The sequence below is a fragment of the Shewanella sp. ECSMB14102 genome (genome assembly GCF_000813075.1).
In the GTDB taxonomy this organism is placed as follows: Bacteria; Pseudomonadota; Gammaproteobacteria; order Enterobacterales; family Shewanellaceae; genus Shewanella; species Shewanella indica.
The window spans coordinates 123,084-139,211 of record NZ_JWGX01000004.1 but is presented as its reverse complement, the minus strand read 5'-3'; the positions used below and the strand labels follow the sequence as shown (position 1 = coordinate 139,211).

11 protein-coding genes are annotated in these 16,128 nt (G+C 52.4%); 7 read left to right on the top strand and 4 right to left on the bottom strand.

The window, feature by feature from the left end; all coding sequences use genetic code 11:
* Positions 1 to 64: 64 nt before the first annotated feature.
* Entirely contained in the window at positions 65 to 1,285 is a 1,221-nt protein-coding gene (emrD, locus tag RC73_RS01845; RefSeq protein ID WP_052247926.1) for a multidrug efflux MFS transporter EmrD, read from the bottom strand.
* 565 nt (positions 1,286 to 1,850) lie between these two features.
* Here emrD and RC73_RS01840 point away from each other — a divergent pair.
* The 4 genes from RC73_RS01840 to RC73_RS01825 all read left to right on the top strand — a co-directional run bounded on the left by RC73_RS01840 (position 1,851) and on the right by RC73_RS01825 (position 8,617).
* Positions 1,851 to 2,645: a tRNA-uridine aminocarboxypropyltransferase gene (locus tag RC73_RS01840; RefSeq protein WP_052247925.1), complete on the top strand. Its 795-nt coding sequence runs from the start codon at positions 1,851 to 1,853 to the stop codon at positions 2,643 to 2,645.
* 117 nt (positions 2,646 to 2,762) lie between these two features.
* Positions 2,763 to 4,025, top strand: coding sequence for an efflux RND transporter periplasmic adaptor subunit (locus RC73_RS01835; protein WP_082014220.1), 1,263 nt, complete (start codon positions 2,763 to 2,765; stop codon positions 4,023 to 4,025).
* Positions 4,026 to 7,166 (top strand): efflux RND transporter permease subunit, encoded by a 3,141-nt coding sequence (locus RC73_RS01830; RefSeq protein ID WP_039033024.1) that lies wholly within the window; start codon positions 4,026 to 4,028, stop codon positions 7,164 to 7,166.
* Entirely contained in the window at positions 7,163 to 8,617 is a 1,455-nt protein-coding gene (locus RC73_RS01825) for an efflux transporter outer membrane subunit (RefSeq protein WP_082014216.1), read from the top strand. The genes RC73_RS01830 and RC73_RS01825 overlap by 4 nt, the downstream gene beginning before the upstream one ends.
* Positions 8,618 to 8,636: 19 nt before the next feature.
* Here the strand turns inward: RC73_RS01825 and RC73_RS01820 are convergent, their stop codons facing one another.
* From RC73_RS01820 to RC73_RS01810, 3 genes are all read right to left on the bottom strand, one after another.
* Positions 8,637 to 9,332, bottom strand: a complete 696-nt coding sequence (locus RC73_RS01820; protein WP_039033023.1) for a tRNA/rRNA methyltransferase — start codon at positions 9,330 to 9,332, stop codon at positions 8,637 to 8,639.
* A 135-nt stretch (positions 9,333 to 9,467) separates the two neighbouring features.
* Positions 9,468 to 10,013 carry a serine protease inhibitor ecotin gene (gene eco / locus RC73_RS01815; protein WP_052247924.1) on the bottom strand — a complete coding sequence of 182 codons (546 nt, stop codon included), beginning with the start codon at positions 10,011 to 10,013 and terminating at the stop codon, positions 9,468 to 9,470.
* A gap of 275 nt (positions 10,014 to 10,288) precedes the next feature.
* Positions 10,289 to 12,352 (bottom strand): PhoX family protein, encoded by a 2,064-nt coding sequence (locus tag RC73_RS01810; RefSeq protein WP_039033022.1) that lies wholly within the window; start codon positions 12,350 to 12,352, stop codon positions 10,289 to 10,291.
* Between the two features lie 253 nt (positions 12,353 to 12,605).
* On the opposite strand from RC73_RS01810, the gene dmeF reads away from it, so the two are divergent.
* The 3 genes from dmeF (at position 12,606) to RC73_RS01795 (ending at position 16,123) form a co-directional block, all read left to right on the top strand.
* Positions 12,606 to 13,688: a CDF family Co(II)/Ni(II) efflux transporter DmeF gene (gene dmeF, locus RC73_RS01805; protein ID WP_082014215.1), complete on the top strand. Its 1,083-nt coding sequence runs from the start codon at positions 12,606 to 12,608 to the stop codon at positions 13,686 to 13,688.
* A gap of 13 nt (positions 13,689 to 13,701) precedes the next feature.
* Positions 13,702 to 14,139: a MarR family winged helix-turn-helix transcriptional regulator gene (locus tag RC73_RS01800; protein WP_039033021.1), complete on the top strand. Its 438-nt coding sequence runs from the start codon at positions 13,702 to 13,704 to the stop codon at positions 14,137 to 14,139.
* 358 nt (positions 14,140 to 14,497) lie between these two features.
* On the top strand, positions 14,498 to 16,123 hold the full coding sequence (locus RC73_RS01795; protein WP_039033020.1) for a phosphoethanolamine transferase: 1,626 nt from the start codon (positions 14,498 to 14,500) through the stop codon (positions 16,121 to 16,123).
* Positions 16,124 to 16,128 lie beyond the last annotated feature (5 nt).

Below are 16,128 nucleotides of genomic sequence, written 5' to 3'. Positions count from 1 at the left end.
GCTGGAAATACTTCATTATCTGCTACAGTTTCAAGGCTTGTTTGCGCACTTGTTGTGGCCGAGTTCAGAGTGGATCTCCAGCCGTATGCACATCAATATCTGGATGGGTTCTGGCATAGTTGAGTGCCAACACCACCAGCAGCACCATAGAAGAAGTCAAAAGCCCTATGCTGAGTTGTCCCATCATGGGCACCAGCGACATTAACATGGCCGCAAGACCGGCGGCAAAGTTCTGCAGGCCACCGAGCAGGGCACCGGCAACTCCGGCTTGGCGCGGGAAGGGTTCAAGCGCTGCCGATGTCAGTGCCGGAAACAGTATGCCTGCCCCGGTAAAGAAGAGCACAGAGCCAATCAGTAGACACCATCCAATCACCAAAGCAGATAGGCCGGGCAACAGTAAAAATAGCGCCCCTGCGCCCAGCAGGGCCACACCGCGGTGAAACAGCTTATGCAGTGATGCCTGTCTGCCGGCATACCAGGCGCCCAAAAGATAACCCGGAATAGGGGCTACGAAATAGCAACTGACCATCATGGGGCTCATGGCCAGCACCTGGCCATAGAGAATACCGGCAATGGCCTCAAAGGCGGCAATCCCGGCGAAGGTAGCCACTAAAGACAGCAGGTAACCGCGAAAGGCTCTGTGTTTGAGCACCAAGGCATAGGACTTGAGCATGGACTGCGGCTGGCGTTTTTCTTTGGGCAGGGATTCCTTGAATTTCAGCGCCAGGGTGATTACCACGCAGACACCGAAAAAAGCCAGGAACCAATACACGGCATGCCAGCCATAATGCATACTCAACACCCCGCCAATAAAAGGAGCCAGCAGCGGTGAGAACACCACGGCCATGGACACGTAACTGTTGAAGCGCACCAGTTTTTCACCGAAGAAGAAATCTCTTGGAATAGAACGGCAAAGGGCGCCGGCACTGGCGGTGCCGCAGCCTTGAATGGCACTGGCAAGCAACAAGGTGTTAAAGCTCCCGGCGCAGGCGGCAATGATAGCGCCTATGACGAACAGACTGAGACCGATAAGCAGCAGCGGCTTGCGGCCGAACCTGTCCGATACCGGGCCATAAACAAATTGCAGCAGGCCATAGGCCAACAGATAAGTGCCCATAATCGCCTGTAACTGACCGGCGCTGACACTGAATTGCTCACCCATCATAGGCAGAGCGGGCACAAAAATGGTTTGGGCTATCTGGCCGCAGGCGACCATCATCACCAGCATGATTAACAGGGGGCTCAAGGATACGCCGGAAACATTCTCATCAGGTACCACAGTCAATACTCCACAACCTTGATACAGAACTAAAAGATCGTTTGGGAAGATACGCAAAGACGAGTGCCGGATAGGGAGGCGCATCTTCCTGCTCGGGGTCTCCCCGAGACGGGCGCTATCATACTCGGCTATTTTGCAATTTCAATGACAGAAGTCGCTGTTAAACAAGAAAAAACTAGGGATGTTGATAACTTTTCATCCGGTACAATAGTGTGTAATTATTTTTTTACAGTTGTTGGGTTGATTCTTGGGCAAAGCCAACAGTAAGTCATCTCTGTAACCCGCGCACCTTCGCTTTTATTGGTTTTGAAGTCAGCAGTTGAATATTGATGTGGAATAAGATGTTTACAGTCTGCTTTGATAAATTAATTTTTGGATCCCAAGCCTGTTACTCGTGTTATCGGCAAGCCGCCAGCATTCCCCCCGGGAAAGAGTGAGCTTAAAGCGCTTGCTGCAACCAGGATGCGGCAGTAAACTGCGCCGGCCATTAGGTTCGGCTGTCACTGCCTCAACACCACTCCTAATCCAGTGGCACAAACTAGCTATTAAGTCATTGTCATTCGGGATATTCATGTCAATTCAACCTCACGCGGTTCACCGCTTGTATGAATACCGTCAGTCGCTGTCGACCAAACCTTATGCATCAAGGGGCAAGAATCTTATTCGCTGCGGTCGCTGTCTGTTGGAGCAGAGCTTTTGTACTTGTGAGTACAGGCGACTGTTGCCTTCCAAAGCGGCGTTTGCGCTGGTTATGTATGATGCCGAGGTATTGAAACCCAGCAACAGTGGGCGTTTGATAGCCGACCTCATTCCGGATACCCATGCCTTTCTCTGGTCGCGAACTCAGCCGGACCCTCAACTCTTGGCCTTGCTGGAAAACCCGGATTATCAACCCTACCTGGTGTTTCCTGGGGAATATGCCTTACCTGGGCAAGAGGTGGTGACTGAGGCTTTGAGTGAGGTGCTCGCTAATCAGGGAGAGCCCGAGCAAGCCAAGCTGCCTCTGTTTATTGTGCTCGATGGCAGTTGGCGTGAGGCGGTGAAGATGTTTCGCAAGAGTAGTTATCTGCATCAATTACCTATGCTGTCATTCAGCGCTGAAACCTTGGCTCGCTATCAGCTTAGAAAGGGCAGCCGCGACTTTCAGATGGGCACCGCCGAAGTGGCGATATTAACTCTGCAATCTTTAGGGGAACAAGGCTGCGCCGAAGCCTTGGATACCTGGTTTAAGCTCTTTATCAGCAGCAGTTTGGCAACCCGCAGTCGCTTGGTAAAAAATAAGCCAGAACAAATTCAAATACTCAAACAGCAGTTTACCCGCCAGGTCGCCGATTTGTATTCCGAACAGATAACTTATCGTCCCTAACCAGGGATGATAATTGACAAGTAGCTTCAAGCACTTACACTGGGAAATAAAACAATCTGGCGCCAAACGCCGGGTTGTTGAGCCATCAGGACCGCCCATTGAATGTTGGAAGCTGCCATGTCCTTAGTTGTTACTGCACTAAAACCCGTGTTTGCCCGTAAGGGTTATTTCAATCACTCGATTGCTCCACTATTGCCACTGCTCATTGTCAGTGGTTTTTTATTGCTCGGTTGTGAACCTGAACCCGTGACCATCACCCCCAAACTGGTGGTGGTGGAAGAGGTTGAGCAGGCGACTGTGCCTGTTTACGGTAATTATGTCGGTATCACCAAGGCTTCGTTGGATGTGGAGGTCAGGGCCCGAGTCGATGGCTTTGTCGAGGAGCGACTCTTTACCGAGGGCAGCGCTGTCAATGCCGGCGATATCTTATACAAGATAGATAACAAGCCGTATAACGCAGTGGTTAACCGACTCAAGGCCAATGTTGAGTCGCAGCAGGCGATACTGGAAAAGGCGCAGCGGGATGTGAAGCGTCTGAAACCTCTCTATGAACAGGATGCCGCCAGTCAGTTGGATTATGACAATGCGCTGTCGGCGTTGGCTCAGGCCAAGTCGGCTCTGGCAGCCGGCCACGCCGAGCTGGAAGAAGCGCTGCTGGAGCTTAGTTACACCGAGATAAAGGCGCCGATCGCAGGTTTAGTCAGTCGCTCCGAGGTGGATATCGGCGCCTTGGTCGGTAGCCAGGGGCAATCCTTGCTGACACGGGTGAAGCAGGTGAACCCCATTTATGTCAATTTCAATATGTCGGCGCTGGATTACCTCAATGCCAGACGTCGCATGACCAGTTACAACCAGCAACAGGAAGCCGAGACTGAAGGCAAGGCGGTAGAGGGATTTGTACGTATCACCCTGCCGGACAACAGTGAATATCGCTATCTGGGTAACGTCAGTTTCACCGATCCTCAGGTTAACCCCAGTACAGGTACTTTTGAGGTGAGAGCGGTTTTGCCCAATCCCGACAAGGAGTTGCTGCCGGGTCAATACACCAATGTCAGGATCAAACTCAGTGAGATAGGCAATGCCATAGTGATACCGCAGCGTTCGACCCAAGTGGATCAGGGCGGCGTCTATGTGATGGTGGTGATGCCGGACAATAAGGTTGAGCGGCGCTTTATCGTGATTGAGCATCAGGGGCCGGAGGGCGTGGTGGTCAAGAGTGGTCTCAACGCCGGTGAGCGTGTGATAGTCGAAGGCATGCACCGTGTGCGTCATGGCCAACTGGCCGAGCCGCTTGATGCCAAAGAGTATCAAAAGCGGCTCGACGAGCAGGAAAAGCAGGAGGCGCTGGAACAGCAATCAAAAGAACAGGAGCGTAACTAGATGGCTCAGTTCTTTATTGGCCGACCCGTGTTCTCGGCCGTTATCAGTATTGTTATTGTGCTCTTGGGCTTGATAGCCATGTTCCAGCTGCCGGTGGATCAATATCCCTATATCACGCCGCCGCAGGTGAGTATCTCGGCTTCCTATCCGGGAGCCGCCTCCACAACCGCCGCCGAGTCCGTGGCAACACCGCTGGAGCAGGAGGTCAATGGTGTGCCCAATATGATCTATATGAGCTCCAAGAGCACCAATTCTGGCGGCACCAATGTCACCATCACTTTTGATGTAGGCACAAGCCCGGATCTGGCGGCGGTGGATGTGCAGAACGCGACTCAGCAGGCTCTGGGTAATTTGCCAATCAATGTGCAAACCGAAGGTGTTTCTGTCTCCAAGGATTCCTCGGTGGAGCTGCTCAAGCTGGCATTGACCTCCAAAGATCCTCGTTTCGATGAAATTTACCTCTCCAACTACGCCTCCATTAATATCGAATCGGCACTGAGACGGATCCCCGGCGTTGGTCGTACCCGGAATACTGGCTCCCGCAGTTATGCCATGCGGGTGTGGCTGCGCCCGGATGCCATGGCGGGTCATAGCCTGACCACGACAGATGTTACTGACGCCATCAAGGCACAAAACAAGGAAACCCCGGCCGGTACTGTGGGTACCCAACCCAATAGTGATGCCTTGAGCCAGACCTTGCCGATAACCGCCAGTGGGCGGCTGTCCAGTGTCAGGGAATTTGAAGAGATCATAGTTCGCGCCAATCCGGACGGATCCATTATTCGCCTGCGTGATATTGCCAGGGTGGAACTCGGCTCCTCGGCTTATACCTTGCAATCCCAACTCAATGGCCAGAATGCCACTATCTTGCAGGTGTATCTGTTGCCCGGTGCCAACGCCCTTGAGGTGACCCGTAAGGTCAAGGAAACCATGGCGGAGCTGGCGACCAAGTTTCCCAGCGGTATGGAATGGCAGGTGTTTTACGATGCTTCTGTGTTTATTGAAGAATCCATCGATGAGGTGGTGCAAACCCTGATCGAAGCCCTGGTGTTGGTGGTGCTGGTGGTATACCTGTTCTTGCAGAATTGGCGGGCGACCCTGATCCCGGCAATTGCGGTACCTGTCTCCCTGATTGGGACATTGGCCGCCATGCTGGCTTTCGGTTTTACCATTAATACCGTCAGCCTGCTGGCACTGGTTTTGGCCATTGGCATTGTGGTCGATGATGCCATTGTGGTGGTGGAAAACGTCGAGCGACTTATCAATGAAAAGGGCATGAGCCCGATGGCGGCCACCCGCAGCGCCATGAAAGAGTTATCCGGTGCCTTGATAGCAACCAGTTTGGTGCTGTGCGCCGTGTTTGTACCTGTGTCTTTTCTTGCCGGGATCACCGGCATTATGTACCGTGAATTTGCTGTCGCCATTGCCGTGGCTGTGCTGATCTCCACTGTGGTGGCATTGACCCTGAGCCCGGCACTTTGCGCTTTGCTGTTGCGGCCGGGCGATGCGGCCAACAGCGGTTTCTTCTTCTGGCTCAATAACCGTCTCTCCAAATTGACCGACAAATATGTGTCCCTGGTAGGCTTAGCCAACAAGCATGCGCGGCGCAGTTACCTTGTGTTTGGCGCCATGGTGGTGGCGGTTTGGTACATCATGAGCCATTTGCCATCGAGCTTTATGCCGGATGAGGATCAGGGCCGTTTCTTCATCGATATGACGCTGCCTGCCGGGGCGACGGTCAACCGCACCCAAGAGGTGCTCAAGATTGCCGAGCGCCATGTGCTGGCCCATCCGGCCGTCGCCTGGTCTTTTACCCTGGCCGGGGAAAACCGCCGCTCTGGGTCGAATCAAGCCAACGGTCAGTTTGAAGTGATCCTCAAACCCTGGGCCGAACGGGAACAAAATCAGGCCACAGTGCAGAAGGTAATGAAAGAGCTTAAATATCAGCTCAGCCAGGTATTGCAGGCTGAGTTCAACCTCTATCTGCCATCGGCCGTGCCCGGTCTGGGTAACGGCTCCGGGGTGGAGATGGTGCTGCAGGATACTTCGGGAACCAACTTCAAAGGATTGATGGAAACCAGCAACGAATTGGTGGAGCAGCTCAAGCAGCAACCTGAGGTTGCGGCAGCGGCCATGTCGCTGCAGGGTTCCATTCCACAGCTGTACCTCTCGGTCAATGAAGCCAAGGCGATGGCTATCGGGGTAGATGTGGCCGATCTCTACAGTACCATCAAGACCTTTACCGATTCGGCCACGGTCAATGATTTTAATCTGTTTGGTCGGGTGTATCGGGTCAGGGTACAGGCCGAAGACAGTTATCGTCAGTTTCCCCAGCAGATCAAGGATTATTATGTCCGGTCATCCAATGGTGCCATGGTGCCGATTGGGGTCTTGGCCGACTATGAATATACTGTGGGGCCTGCGGCTGTGACCCATTACAACCTGTTCTCCAGTGCGTCCATCAATGTCACTCCGGCGCCCGGATATGCGACCGGCGATGTGATAAAAGCCATCGATAGGGTGGCTAAGCCCATGTTGCCGCCCGAGTTCAAGTATGAATGGACCGGGCTCACCTTCCAGGAAGTGCGCTCGGCCAACCAGACCAGTATCGCCATTACGCTGGCCTTGGTGTTCGTGTTCCTGTTTTTGGCGGCGTTGTACGAGAGTTGGACCATTCCTGTCGCCGTGCTGCTTATTGCGCCCATTGCCATGCTGGGAGCCTCTTTGGCAACACTGCTCAGTGGTATGCAGAGTAATCTCTTCTTCCAGGTTGCCTTCATTGCCCTTATCGGGATGGCGGCCAAAAACTCGATTTTGATTGTCGAGTTCGCCAACCAACTGCACCGAGAGGGCCGTTCACGGCTGGAGGCGGCAATGGAAGCTGCCGCAATGCGCTTCAGGCCGATTTTGATGACCTCCATGGCCTTTATTCTCGGTGTCTTGCCGCTGGTTTTGTCCGCCGGACCCGGCTCTGTCAGTCGTCATTCTGTATCTATTCCCATCCTTGGCGGCATGGTGCTTGCTACCAGCATAGGGATTGTACTGGTGCCGCTGTTCTTTGTGACCACAGCCGCTTGGGTTCGCACCAAGGTTAAGGGTGACTCGGCAAGCCAAAAGTCGGCCACGGAGGAAGGCGTATGAAGACCGGAGTATTAACCATGAGCCCGGTGAAACCGACTAAGGTACAGGTCCTTAGTAAACGCATTAGACCGGAACTGCTCGCCTTGACACTTTCCTTGGGCCTTTGGGGCTGCACTCTGGGGCCGGATTATCAGCGCCCTGAGCTCAATATGCCGGCGCAGTTTGATAAGGCGCTGCCGCAAGTAGAGTCCGATGAAGCCGTTAAGGATGAGTGGCAGACGTTTTTCCTCAATCCCGAGTTGCAGGTACTTATTCGTCAGGCGCTGAATAACAATATCGACCTGGCGATGATGCAAAGCAGGCTGCGAGCCGCCAGAGCCGAAGGGCGGGTGGTTGATGCGGCTCTGTGGCCCGAGCTTGGGCTTGAGTTTGAAGCCGAACGGTCACTAAGCAGCGCCATTACCAATAAAGATCCCAGTGCCGAGACAGATGTTAATCTCAAGGGGGTCGCTTCATGGGAGCTGGATGTTTGGGGCGCCAACCGCCGGGCCAGTGAGGCGGCACTGGCCAATACGCTGTCGCAGGCAGAGCTGCTTGAGGCATCCAAAATCAGCCTCATCAGTGATATCGCGACTGCCTTTTATCAGCTGACCGATATAGAGCAAAGACTTAAGATCTCTCGGGAAACGGCCGAGATCCGCGCCAAGGAACTGCAACTGGCTAAACTCAGGCGGGCCAACGGGATGATCTCGGGTCTTGATGTACACCAGGCTGAAGTGGAATATCAAACCGCCATGGTGACCTTGCCTCAGCTCGAATATGACAGCAAGGCCAAGCGCAATCAGTTGCTTATCTTACTTGGAGCTTACGATCACCCCTTGCCAGAGCTTCCCAAACTGGTGAGCAGTGAATTTCCCGAGTCTCTGGCGGTTGGGGTGCCTTCACAGTTACTGTCGCGCCGCCCGGATGTTCGCGCCAGCGAGCAGGCCCTGGTAGCGGCCACGGCGGAGGTCGGGGTCGCCAAGAGTGCGTTTTTCCCCGGGTTTACCATTACCGCCGAATATGGCCGCGGATCCGATAGCCTGGATAACCTTTTCAGTTCCAAGGGACTCACCTGGTCGCTGCTCGGTGGGATCACGGCGCCGATTTTCAATGCCGGCAAGATAAGTGCCGAATATGAGATAGCCAACGAGGCGCAGCTGCAGGCCATGCTTGCTTATCGCAGCACGGTATTGAACGCCTATATGGAAGTGCGCAATGCGATGAATGATTATCAGAGAACGCAGCAGGCTCTGATAGAGCAACAACGCTTGCTTGATGCAGCCTCTGAATACGTGCGCCTGGCGCGGCTCAGATACCAGAACGGCGTCGCAACTTCGCTTGACTTGATGGATGCCCAGCGCCAACGTTTCAGCGCCGAGCTGTCGTTGAGCGAGTCAAAACGCGATAAGTTGCTGGCTATGATAGCCCTCTACCGCGCCCTGCGTGGCGGCGCACCGGCGAAGAGTTAATCCAGGGAACACAGTAGGTTCAATTGAGTTTCTTGAGGATATCGCCCAGCAGTTGGTGGGTCATTTTGGCGTCTCTGTCACTTAAGCGAGAGAGGCTTTCATTCAACCACAGGCTTAACTTGGCATCATCGGCGGCACCGACCCTCTCCAGCAAAGTGGCGGCCTTTTGTTTGAGGGCACTGAGTTGCGACAACGGCGATTGAGCATCTTTCAGCCCCAGGCGGCCATCGGCACAGGTCAAAGCCTGACCCAGAGCGTAGGAGTAGACCATCACGGCTTGCGCCAGATTGAGGGAAGGGTATTCGGTGGCCAGTGGTACGTAGCTGAGTAAGTCACAAATCGCCAAGTCGGCGTTACTCAGGCCACTGGCCTCACAGCCAAAGACGATGGCGGCGCGTTGCACCTGTTCCTGCTGGTTACTCAGTTGCTCGCCGAGTTCTGCCGGGCTTAAATAGTGTCTTGGGCTGCCACGTTCTCTTGCTGTGGTGGCCACCATAAGCTCAAACTCTTCTCTGAGCTCCTCCAGGCTGGCCACTTCACGGATGTTGGTTAGTATGTCCTCGGCGCCGCAGGCGACCCAGGCCGCTTCCTCTTCCAGATGAGCTTGGGAATTCACCACGATGAGTTCACTGAACCCTTGGGTCTTGATGGCGCGGGCTGCGGCGCCAACATTGGCGGCGCGAGCAGGGGAGACGAGTACAAAGCTGAGTTTCATCCGAAAAAGGCTCTAAAGGAAAACTGCAGCGATTATAAGGTTCTGCAATCGAGAATAAAGCAAAAAAGCTGCAACCGGCCGGGAAAAGGTCTATTGCAGCTTTATTGGTTCAGTCAGAGTGGGTAAGTCGCCGCGTTACTTGGAATAGTTGAACACAGTGTCGGCGCGCCACACCCGGTAGCGCAGCTCGGCATTTTCAGGCAGATAGATAACCATAGGCAACTTGCTGTTATATCTCAGCTTGTATTCACCCGGAATGCGAACAAACTCCTGATGCTTGGCCTTATCGAAGCAGGCCATCATGGTCGAGCGCCCCGGGCCAATTTCATCCAGCTCCCAATAGGTGTAACCCCAACCTTTGAGATCCATCTGCTTCAGCTCGCCCATCAGACCATGCTTGTTGCAGTCAACCATCTGGGTTTGGCCCACCTGAATTTCAACCATGTAGTCATCTTCGTTTTCCAATTGGGGCAGAGTCAGTATGTGTTGCACCATGCCTTCTTTGGGGGCGGGGAACATCTTGCTGCTATCCTGTGGCTGATAGTTGTCGGCATCAAATTGGTTTGCGGTAATCATGTTCTGGTTGTACCCCTGTGGATGCGGCGGGCTGACTGCCAAAACCTGGGCAGATAACAAAGCGGAAGCGATAAGTGCCAGTTTCAGTTTGCCGGACTTAAGCATAGGTTTTCTCCTTATGGGCCCGCTATGGGCGAAAATCAATTATTGGATTGGCGCTGTGTATGATTGCGCTTCTGTAGTGTTAAACGGCCAGCTGCTGAGAAAGGGTTATTTATTTTCAAAAAAATCATAAATAATTTTGTATTGCCATACAAATCAAAATAGTACCCGTTATGTATCTGTTTTAGGTTCAGGTAATTGAGAGTTAAAACGCCCACCAGGTTCAGCCTGGCGGGCGTTGTCAGTTTAGGGCGGTTCGTTTGAACGCTGCGGATTATTTAAATGCCGACTTCGCCACCGTCGACTTTACGCAGCACCACGGTCGCAGCCCTCGGGCGAATGCTGGTGCCTATGGGTGTTTCCTCGGCGGCATTGGCAGAGACCGGCCAATTCCCCGGGTGCTGGATATTGGCAAATACCGAAGTGTAGTCCGGCGAGATGGCAAAGCCTGTGACTTCGCAACCGTTGGGGCCGACGAAGAAGCGCTTCAGCTCGGTTTGATTATCGGCGGTAACAGTCAAAGGCTTGCCGTCGCCATCGACCATCTTGGATGGCACTATTGCCAGCATCTGGTCGTTGGTGTGCTCAGTTACCTCTTTGGCGCCATTATCTGTCTGGATCCACAGAATACCGCGGGCATCGAACGCCAGGCCGTCCGGGCTGGCCAGTTGGTTAAGCTCAGTCAGGCCGGAGAGGTTGGTGGCGTCGTCACCGTCGGCCGGAGAACCGAACAGGAAGATATCCCAGCTAAATTCGGTATCACTGGCACCTTCATCCCAGCGGATGATATGGCCAAAGTTGTTTTTCAGCCTTGGGTTGGCGGCATTGGCTTCAGTCCGCTTGGAGTTGTTGGTCAGGGTCAGATAGACACTGCCGGTGAAAGGATCCACTACACACCACTCGGGTCTGTCCATTGGCGTCGCGCCAACCAAATCGGCGGCACCGGCGGTGTTGATGATGATATCGGCCTGGCTGGCAAATGTATCGGCCAGGGTCTTGCCGTCCTTTGTCATGGCATCCAGGGTCAGCGGCAACCATTCACCTACGCCTCCTTCGGTAAACTTGGCCACATACAGGGTACCTTCATCCATGTACTTGGCACCGGTTGCCAGGCGGTTGCTGCTGTCGGCATCCTTGGGGTCCCAGAGCGCCGCTGAAACAAACTTGTACATATATTCAAAGCGCGAGTCATGGCCTGAGTAGAATACCAGTGGTTTACCTTCGGCCAGCTTGCCAAAAGCGCAGCCTTCATGACGGAAACGCCCCAGCGCGGTTCGTTTAACTGCGCGGGAATTAGGGTTGTAAGGGTCGACTTCGACGATATATCCATAGCCGTTGTCTTCATTGCGATAGTCGTATATGGCATCACTGGCCTTGGGAGTGACATCGAAACGGGCAAATTCATCCAGGCGCTCTTCGGCATCACCGGCCAGATCGGCCCAGCCATAACGGGTAGATTTTTTGCTGACACCGATACGGCGTTGTGCTGAGGTCATTTCTCCCTTGTTGACGAAGTAGCCGGGCCAGTTTTCCTCACAGGTGAGGTAAGTGCCCCAAGGGGTATAACCGTTACCACAGTTGTTCAAGGTGCCTCGGGTCTGGCTGCCATCGGGGGAGAAGGCGGTAACGACTTTGTCGGTATAGGCTACCGGGCCGCTGAGATCCATGGTGGAAGCACCGGTGAAGCGACGATTATGCTTGTCATCTTTGACCACTTCCCAGTTGCTGCCGTCAAGTTTGATACGCACCACTGTCATGCCGTGAGCATTGATCTCTTTGCGGACTTCATCGACCAAGGTTCTCAAACCGGTATTGGCATCCACAGTTGGACCGTTGGGGTGCAGGGCATCTGGCTCAATATATTCATGGTTGATACACAAGAGGCCATCGGTTCCGGCTTCATTGAGTGGGAAGAAATGCATACCGTCGTGGTTTTGCCCCACGGAGTTGGCCTGATCCTGGGCGGTATTACTGCCATCAGCCTGCCATTCGGCGGCTTTACTATTCAGCGGAGTCCCCCAGGGAGCCAGAACCTGAGCCTGGTAACCTTTTGGAATAACCACAGCATCAAGGCGAGAACCGGCAACTGACTCAAATCCTAATGTCACGCTGGATTGACTGGGTGGAACCTGAGTAGGGGGCACAGGATCCGGTGTGCCAGAGGTGTTATTGTTATCTGAACCGCAACCGGCGAGGCCGAAGCCGCCAAATGCAGTCAAGGCACTGACGCCCAAGCCACTTTTTACAAAATTGCGCCGGGAAAGGTGCTTATCCAACACCTGGGCAAAAGGTTCGTTCTGACTTTTATTAAACTGCGTCGGATCGAAAGTCGCCTTGCTCATAAGATTTCACTCCGTGATCTTCTATCTCATTATAGGAATTGCAAATGCGACGCAAAGACTAATGACGCCATATGACAGCCAGATAACGCTAAAGTGACACAAATAAGACATAGCCCCCATTTTGAGAATTAAATTGTTAATTCTCTGGTGTTGTTTGTGACTTTTTCAATCTCAAGACTTGAAATTGTGAAAGGAAAGGGGGATGCTTTGCCCATCAAATAGTTTGAATATCAAAATATAAGAGTGGCTTACTATGAGTTCAGAGTTTCACACCACCACGCGCTGGCAGCATAAGCATAATTTTACCCACCATAATGAGCAGGGAGAGAAGAGTACCAAATGGGTGCTCTTGCTGACTGTGGTCACCATGGTGGCCGAGATTGTTGCCGGTACCATATATGGTTCTATGGCGCTACTGGCTGATGGCTGGCATATGGGAACTCATGCTGCGGCATTTATGCTGACGCTGTTTGCTTACTCTTACGCCAGGAAACACGCCAACAACCCCAGGTTTGCCTTCGGCACTGGTAAAGTCAGTGTGCTCGGCGGTTTTACCAGTGCTATAGCTCTGGGGTTAGTGGCATTGTTAATGCTGATAGAATCCGGCTCCAGACTCCTGTATCCGGAAGATATTCATTTTGACCAGGCGATTTTGGTGGCCATCATAGGTTTAACTGTCAACATCGTCAGTGTGTTTTTGCTCAAGGATCACCACGGTCACGATCATGGCCACAGCCACAGCCACAGTCATGGGCACAGTCACAGTCACAACCGTGGACATAATCACGCCCATAACCACAACCATGACAGTGGGGATTCCCACGGACACAAAGATCATAATTTGCGTGCGGCCTATTTCCATGTATTGGCTGATGCCTTGACTTCCTTATTGGCAATTGGCGCGCTGTTGGCCGGTAAATATTTTGGTTTGAATTGGCTCGATCCCGTGATGGGAATTGTCGGAGCTGTTATCATCAGTCGCTGGGCTTGGGGACTTATCAGTCAGACCAGTCCCGTGTTGCTCGATGCAGGTGTTGAAGCCGAGTTCAGTCGCAAGCTGGTGGAACGGATAGAAGCCGAAAAAGATCACAAGGTAACCGATATCCATGTGTGGCCGGTCAGTGCCGATCATCACGCAGCTATGATCTCTTTGGTGAGCCATGCTCCCCACAGTACCGACTATTATCATGAGTTGCTGGCGGACTTTAACCGCATAGATCACCTGACCATTGAAGTTAATCAGTGTGCCGACTGCAAGAAGGCGGCAACGCCGAGAGCCAATGAGCGTGAGCAAGCGAGCCACACAGAGACAGGACATCATCACCATCATCATTAAGGTGCAAAAATAGATGAAACAGCAACAGCGGCAGGATTCGCTGCAACAGTCAATCAACCACGCCATCATAGAGTTTTATGAGCGTCTATCCTCTTGGGAGCAGAGCGTAGTCAGAGATCAAGGCGCTTCATTGGCGCAGATCCACACTGTGGAGATCCTGGGCGCTCACGGCCCTATGAAGATGAAGGAACTGGCGGAAAAGCTCGGTATTACCACAGGCACCCTGACCGTGCAGGTTGAGCGTTTGGTCAAGGCGGGCCTGGCCGAGCGTCAATCATTGGAAAATGACAGACGCGCCATCCAGGTATCTTTAACCGAAAAGGGCGAGCTGATGTTTAAGGAGCATGATGCCTTGCATCTGCAATTAACCCGTGAGATGACAGCGAAATTCAGTGACGCTGAGCTGGAGCAACTGCTTGGGTTCTTCAATCGGCTCAACAGTGAATTCTAATTGCGACTGTTTACCCTGATATAAAACCTCAAAGCGCCTTCTCTGGGCGCTTTCTTTTTCTAGAATATTAATAATCGCCGAACACTCATCAAGCTTGCACAACTTACAATTGCGGGACATTTGCATGCAAAGCGGCTCTTGAGTTATCAAGCGACTCTTTTAACCTTTTATACCGCAGTTTTAGCGTATGGTGCATCGCGAACTTTCCCATTGGCACAGAGTCTGAAAGCTTAATTCGGCCCCATGAGCGATGTAGGAACCGATAAGGGAACCTTAAGATAAAATTGTTATATTAATATTTAGTTAACCAATAGTTAAAATTTCTGAGCCTTGCATCAATTTTAACCGTCATTTAGGAATGAGTGTGTTGAATCCCATCTCCGTCAATCGCCTGACCTTTTTACTGGCACTGTTTTTTGTGGCCGTGTTCAATGTGCCTTTTTTTACTATAGTCAAACAGGGACTCGAGAACCAAGCGCATGTGGACCCTTTGTTTGTGGCGACCATTCCCATCTTCTTGATCTCAGCTTTGGGGATACTGTTTTCCCTGTTCAGTTTTAAATATATTCTCAAACCTTTCTTTATTGTGTTGCTGCTGTGTTCATCTGGGGTATTTTTTGCCGCGTTCAAATATGGCGTAGTATTCGATACCGGCATGATTGAAAACACTTTTCAAACCAACAGCGCAGAAGCCATGACTTATGTGAACTGGGCATCAATATTAAACCTGCTGTTGACCGGGGCTCTGCCTGCGCTGCTTTTGTATCGTATTCAGGTTGACTATAAGCCCATAGGCAAGGAACTGGCGTACAAGGCGCTATACATAGTAGCGAATGTGCTCATCATAGTGGTGATTGGCTTTTTCTATATGCAGAACTATCTGGCTTTTGGCCGCAATCATGATGAAATTAAACGTTACATAGTGCCGACTTATTTTGTCGGTTCGGCGGTCAAATACATCAATCAGCACTACCTGGAAAAGCCGCTCGAATATCAAAAATTGGGTACAGATGCCAAGCAGGTAAAATCAGCCGGTGCAACCAAACCCAGACTGATGGTACTGGTGGTCGGTGAAACCGCCAGGGCGCAAAATTATCAATACTATGGTTATGACAGGACAACCAATGTCTACACCAAGGCTATTTCACCGCTGATCTTCGGCGATGTCAGCTCCTGTGGCACGGCCACGGCGGTGTCTTTGCCCTGTATGTTTTCCCGAATGAGCCGGGAAGATTATCACTCCCGAGCTGCCAAGGCTCAGGATACCGTTGTGGATGTGCTCAACTACGCCGGTGTGAAAGTGCAGTGGTTTGATAACGACAGTGGCTGTAAAGGCGTGTGTGACAGGGTGGAAAACAAGCTGATAGCGCTGAATGCCGACCCTAAGCTATGCGACGGTCAGTTTTGTCAGGATCAGGTACTGCTTGATGAACTCAAACAAGCCTTGTTGCAGCCGAACAATGGTCAGGATCGCTTGATAGTGTTGCATATCATCGGCAGTCACGGACCTACCTATTATCTGCGCTATCCGGAACAATATCGCCGTTTTACCCCGGATTGCCAGCGCAGTGACATTCAAAACTGCAGCCGCGAGCAGCTCACCAATACCTATGACAACACGATTCTGTATACCGACTATATCGTCTCTCAGGTGGTCGAGCAGCTAAAGGGCCGCAGTGGCGACTATGATACCGCCATGATGTATCTGTCTGATCACGGTGAATCCTTGGGGGAGAAGGGCATGTATCTACACGGCTCTCCCTATGCTATAGCGCCGAGTGAACAAACACGGGTGCCTTGGATGGCTTGGTTTTCCAATCAGTTCAAGCAACAACTTGGGCTGAATGATGACTGCCTGGCAAGGGAAGCTGCGGTGAAGCGTGTTTCCCACGACAACCTGTTCGATACACTGTTAGGGCTATTCGATGTCAGCAGCAAGGTGTACCTGCCTGAATTGGATTTAATCGCCCTGTGTCGTCGCTGAGACTG

Excerpts from the sequence above, each read along its gene's own strand:
- RC73_RS01825 (WP_082014216.1), top strand. The coding sequence starts at position 7,163 with ATGAAGACCGGAGTATTAACCATGAGCCCGGTGAAACCGACTAAGGTA.
- RC73_RS01795 (WP_039033020.1), top strand. The coding sequence starts at position 14,498 with ATGAGTGTGTTGAATCCCATCTCCGTCAATCGCCTGACCTTTTTACTG.
- RC73_RS01840 (WP_052247925.1), top strand. The coding sequence starts at position 1,851 with ATGTCAATTCAACCTCACGCGGTTCACCGCTTGTATGAATACCGTCAG.
- RC73_RS01830 (WP_039033024.1), top strand. The coding sequence starts at position 4,026 with ATGGCTCAGTTCTTTATTGGCCGACCCGTGTTCTCGGCCGTTATCAGT.
- RC73_RS01800 (WP_039033021.1), top strand. The coding sequence starts at position 13,702 with ATGAAACAGCAACAGCGGCAGGATTCGCTGCAACAGTCAATCAACCAC.
- dmeF (WP_082014215.1), top strand. The coding sequence starts at position 12,606 with ATGAGTTCAGAGTTTCACACCACCACGCGCTGGCAGCATAAGCATAAT.
- RC73_RS01810 (WP_039033022.1), bottom strand. The coding sequence starts at position 12,352 with ATGAGCAAGGCGACTTTCGATCCGACGCAGTTTAATAAAAGTCAGAAC.
- RC73_RS01820 (WP_039033023.1), bottom strand. The coding sequence starts at position 9,332 with ATGAAACTCAGCTTTGTACTCGTCTCCCCTGCTCGCGCCGCCAATGTT.
- RC73_RS01835 (WP_082014220.1), top strand. The coding sequence starts at position 2,763 with ATGTCCTTAGTTGTTACTGCACTAAAACCCGTGTTTGCCCGTAAGGGT.
- eco (WP_052247924.1), bottom strand. The coding sequence starts at position 10,013 with ATGCTTAAGTCCGGCAAACTGAAACTGGCACTTATCGCTTCCGCTTTG.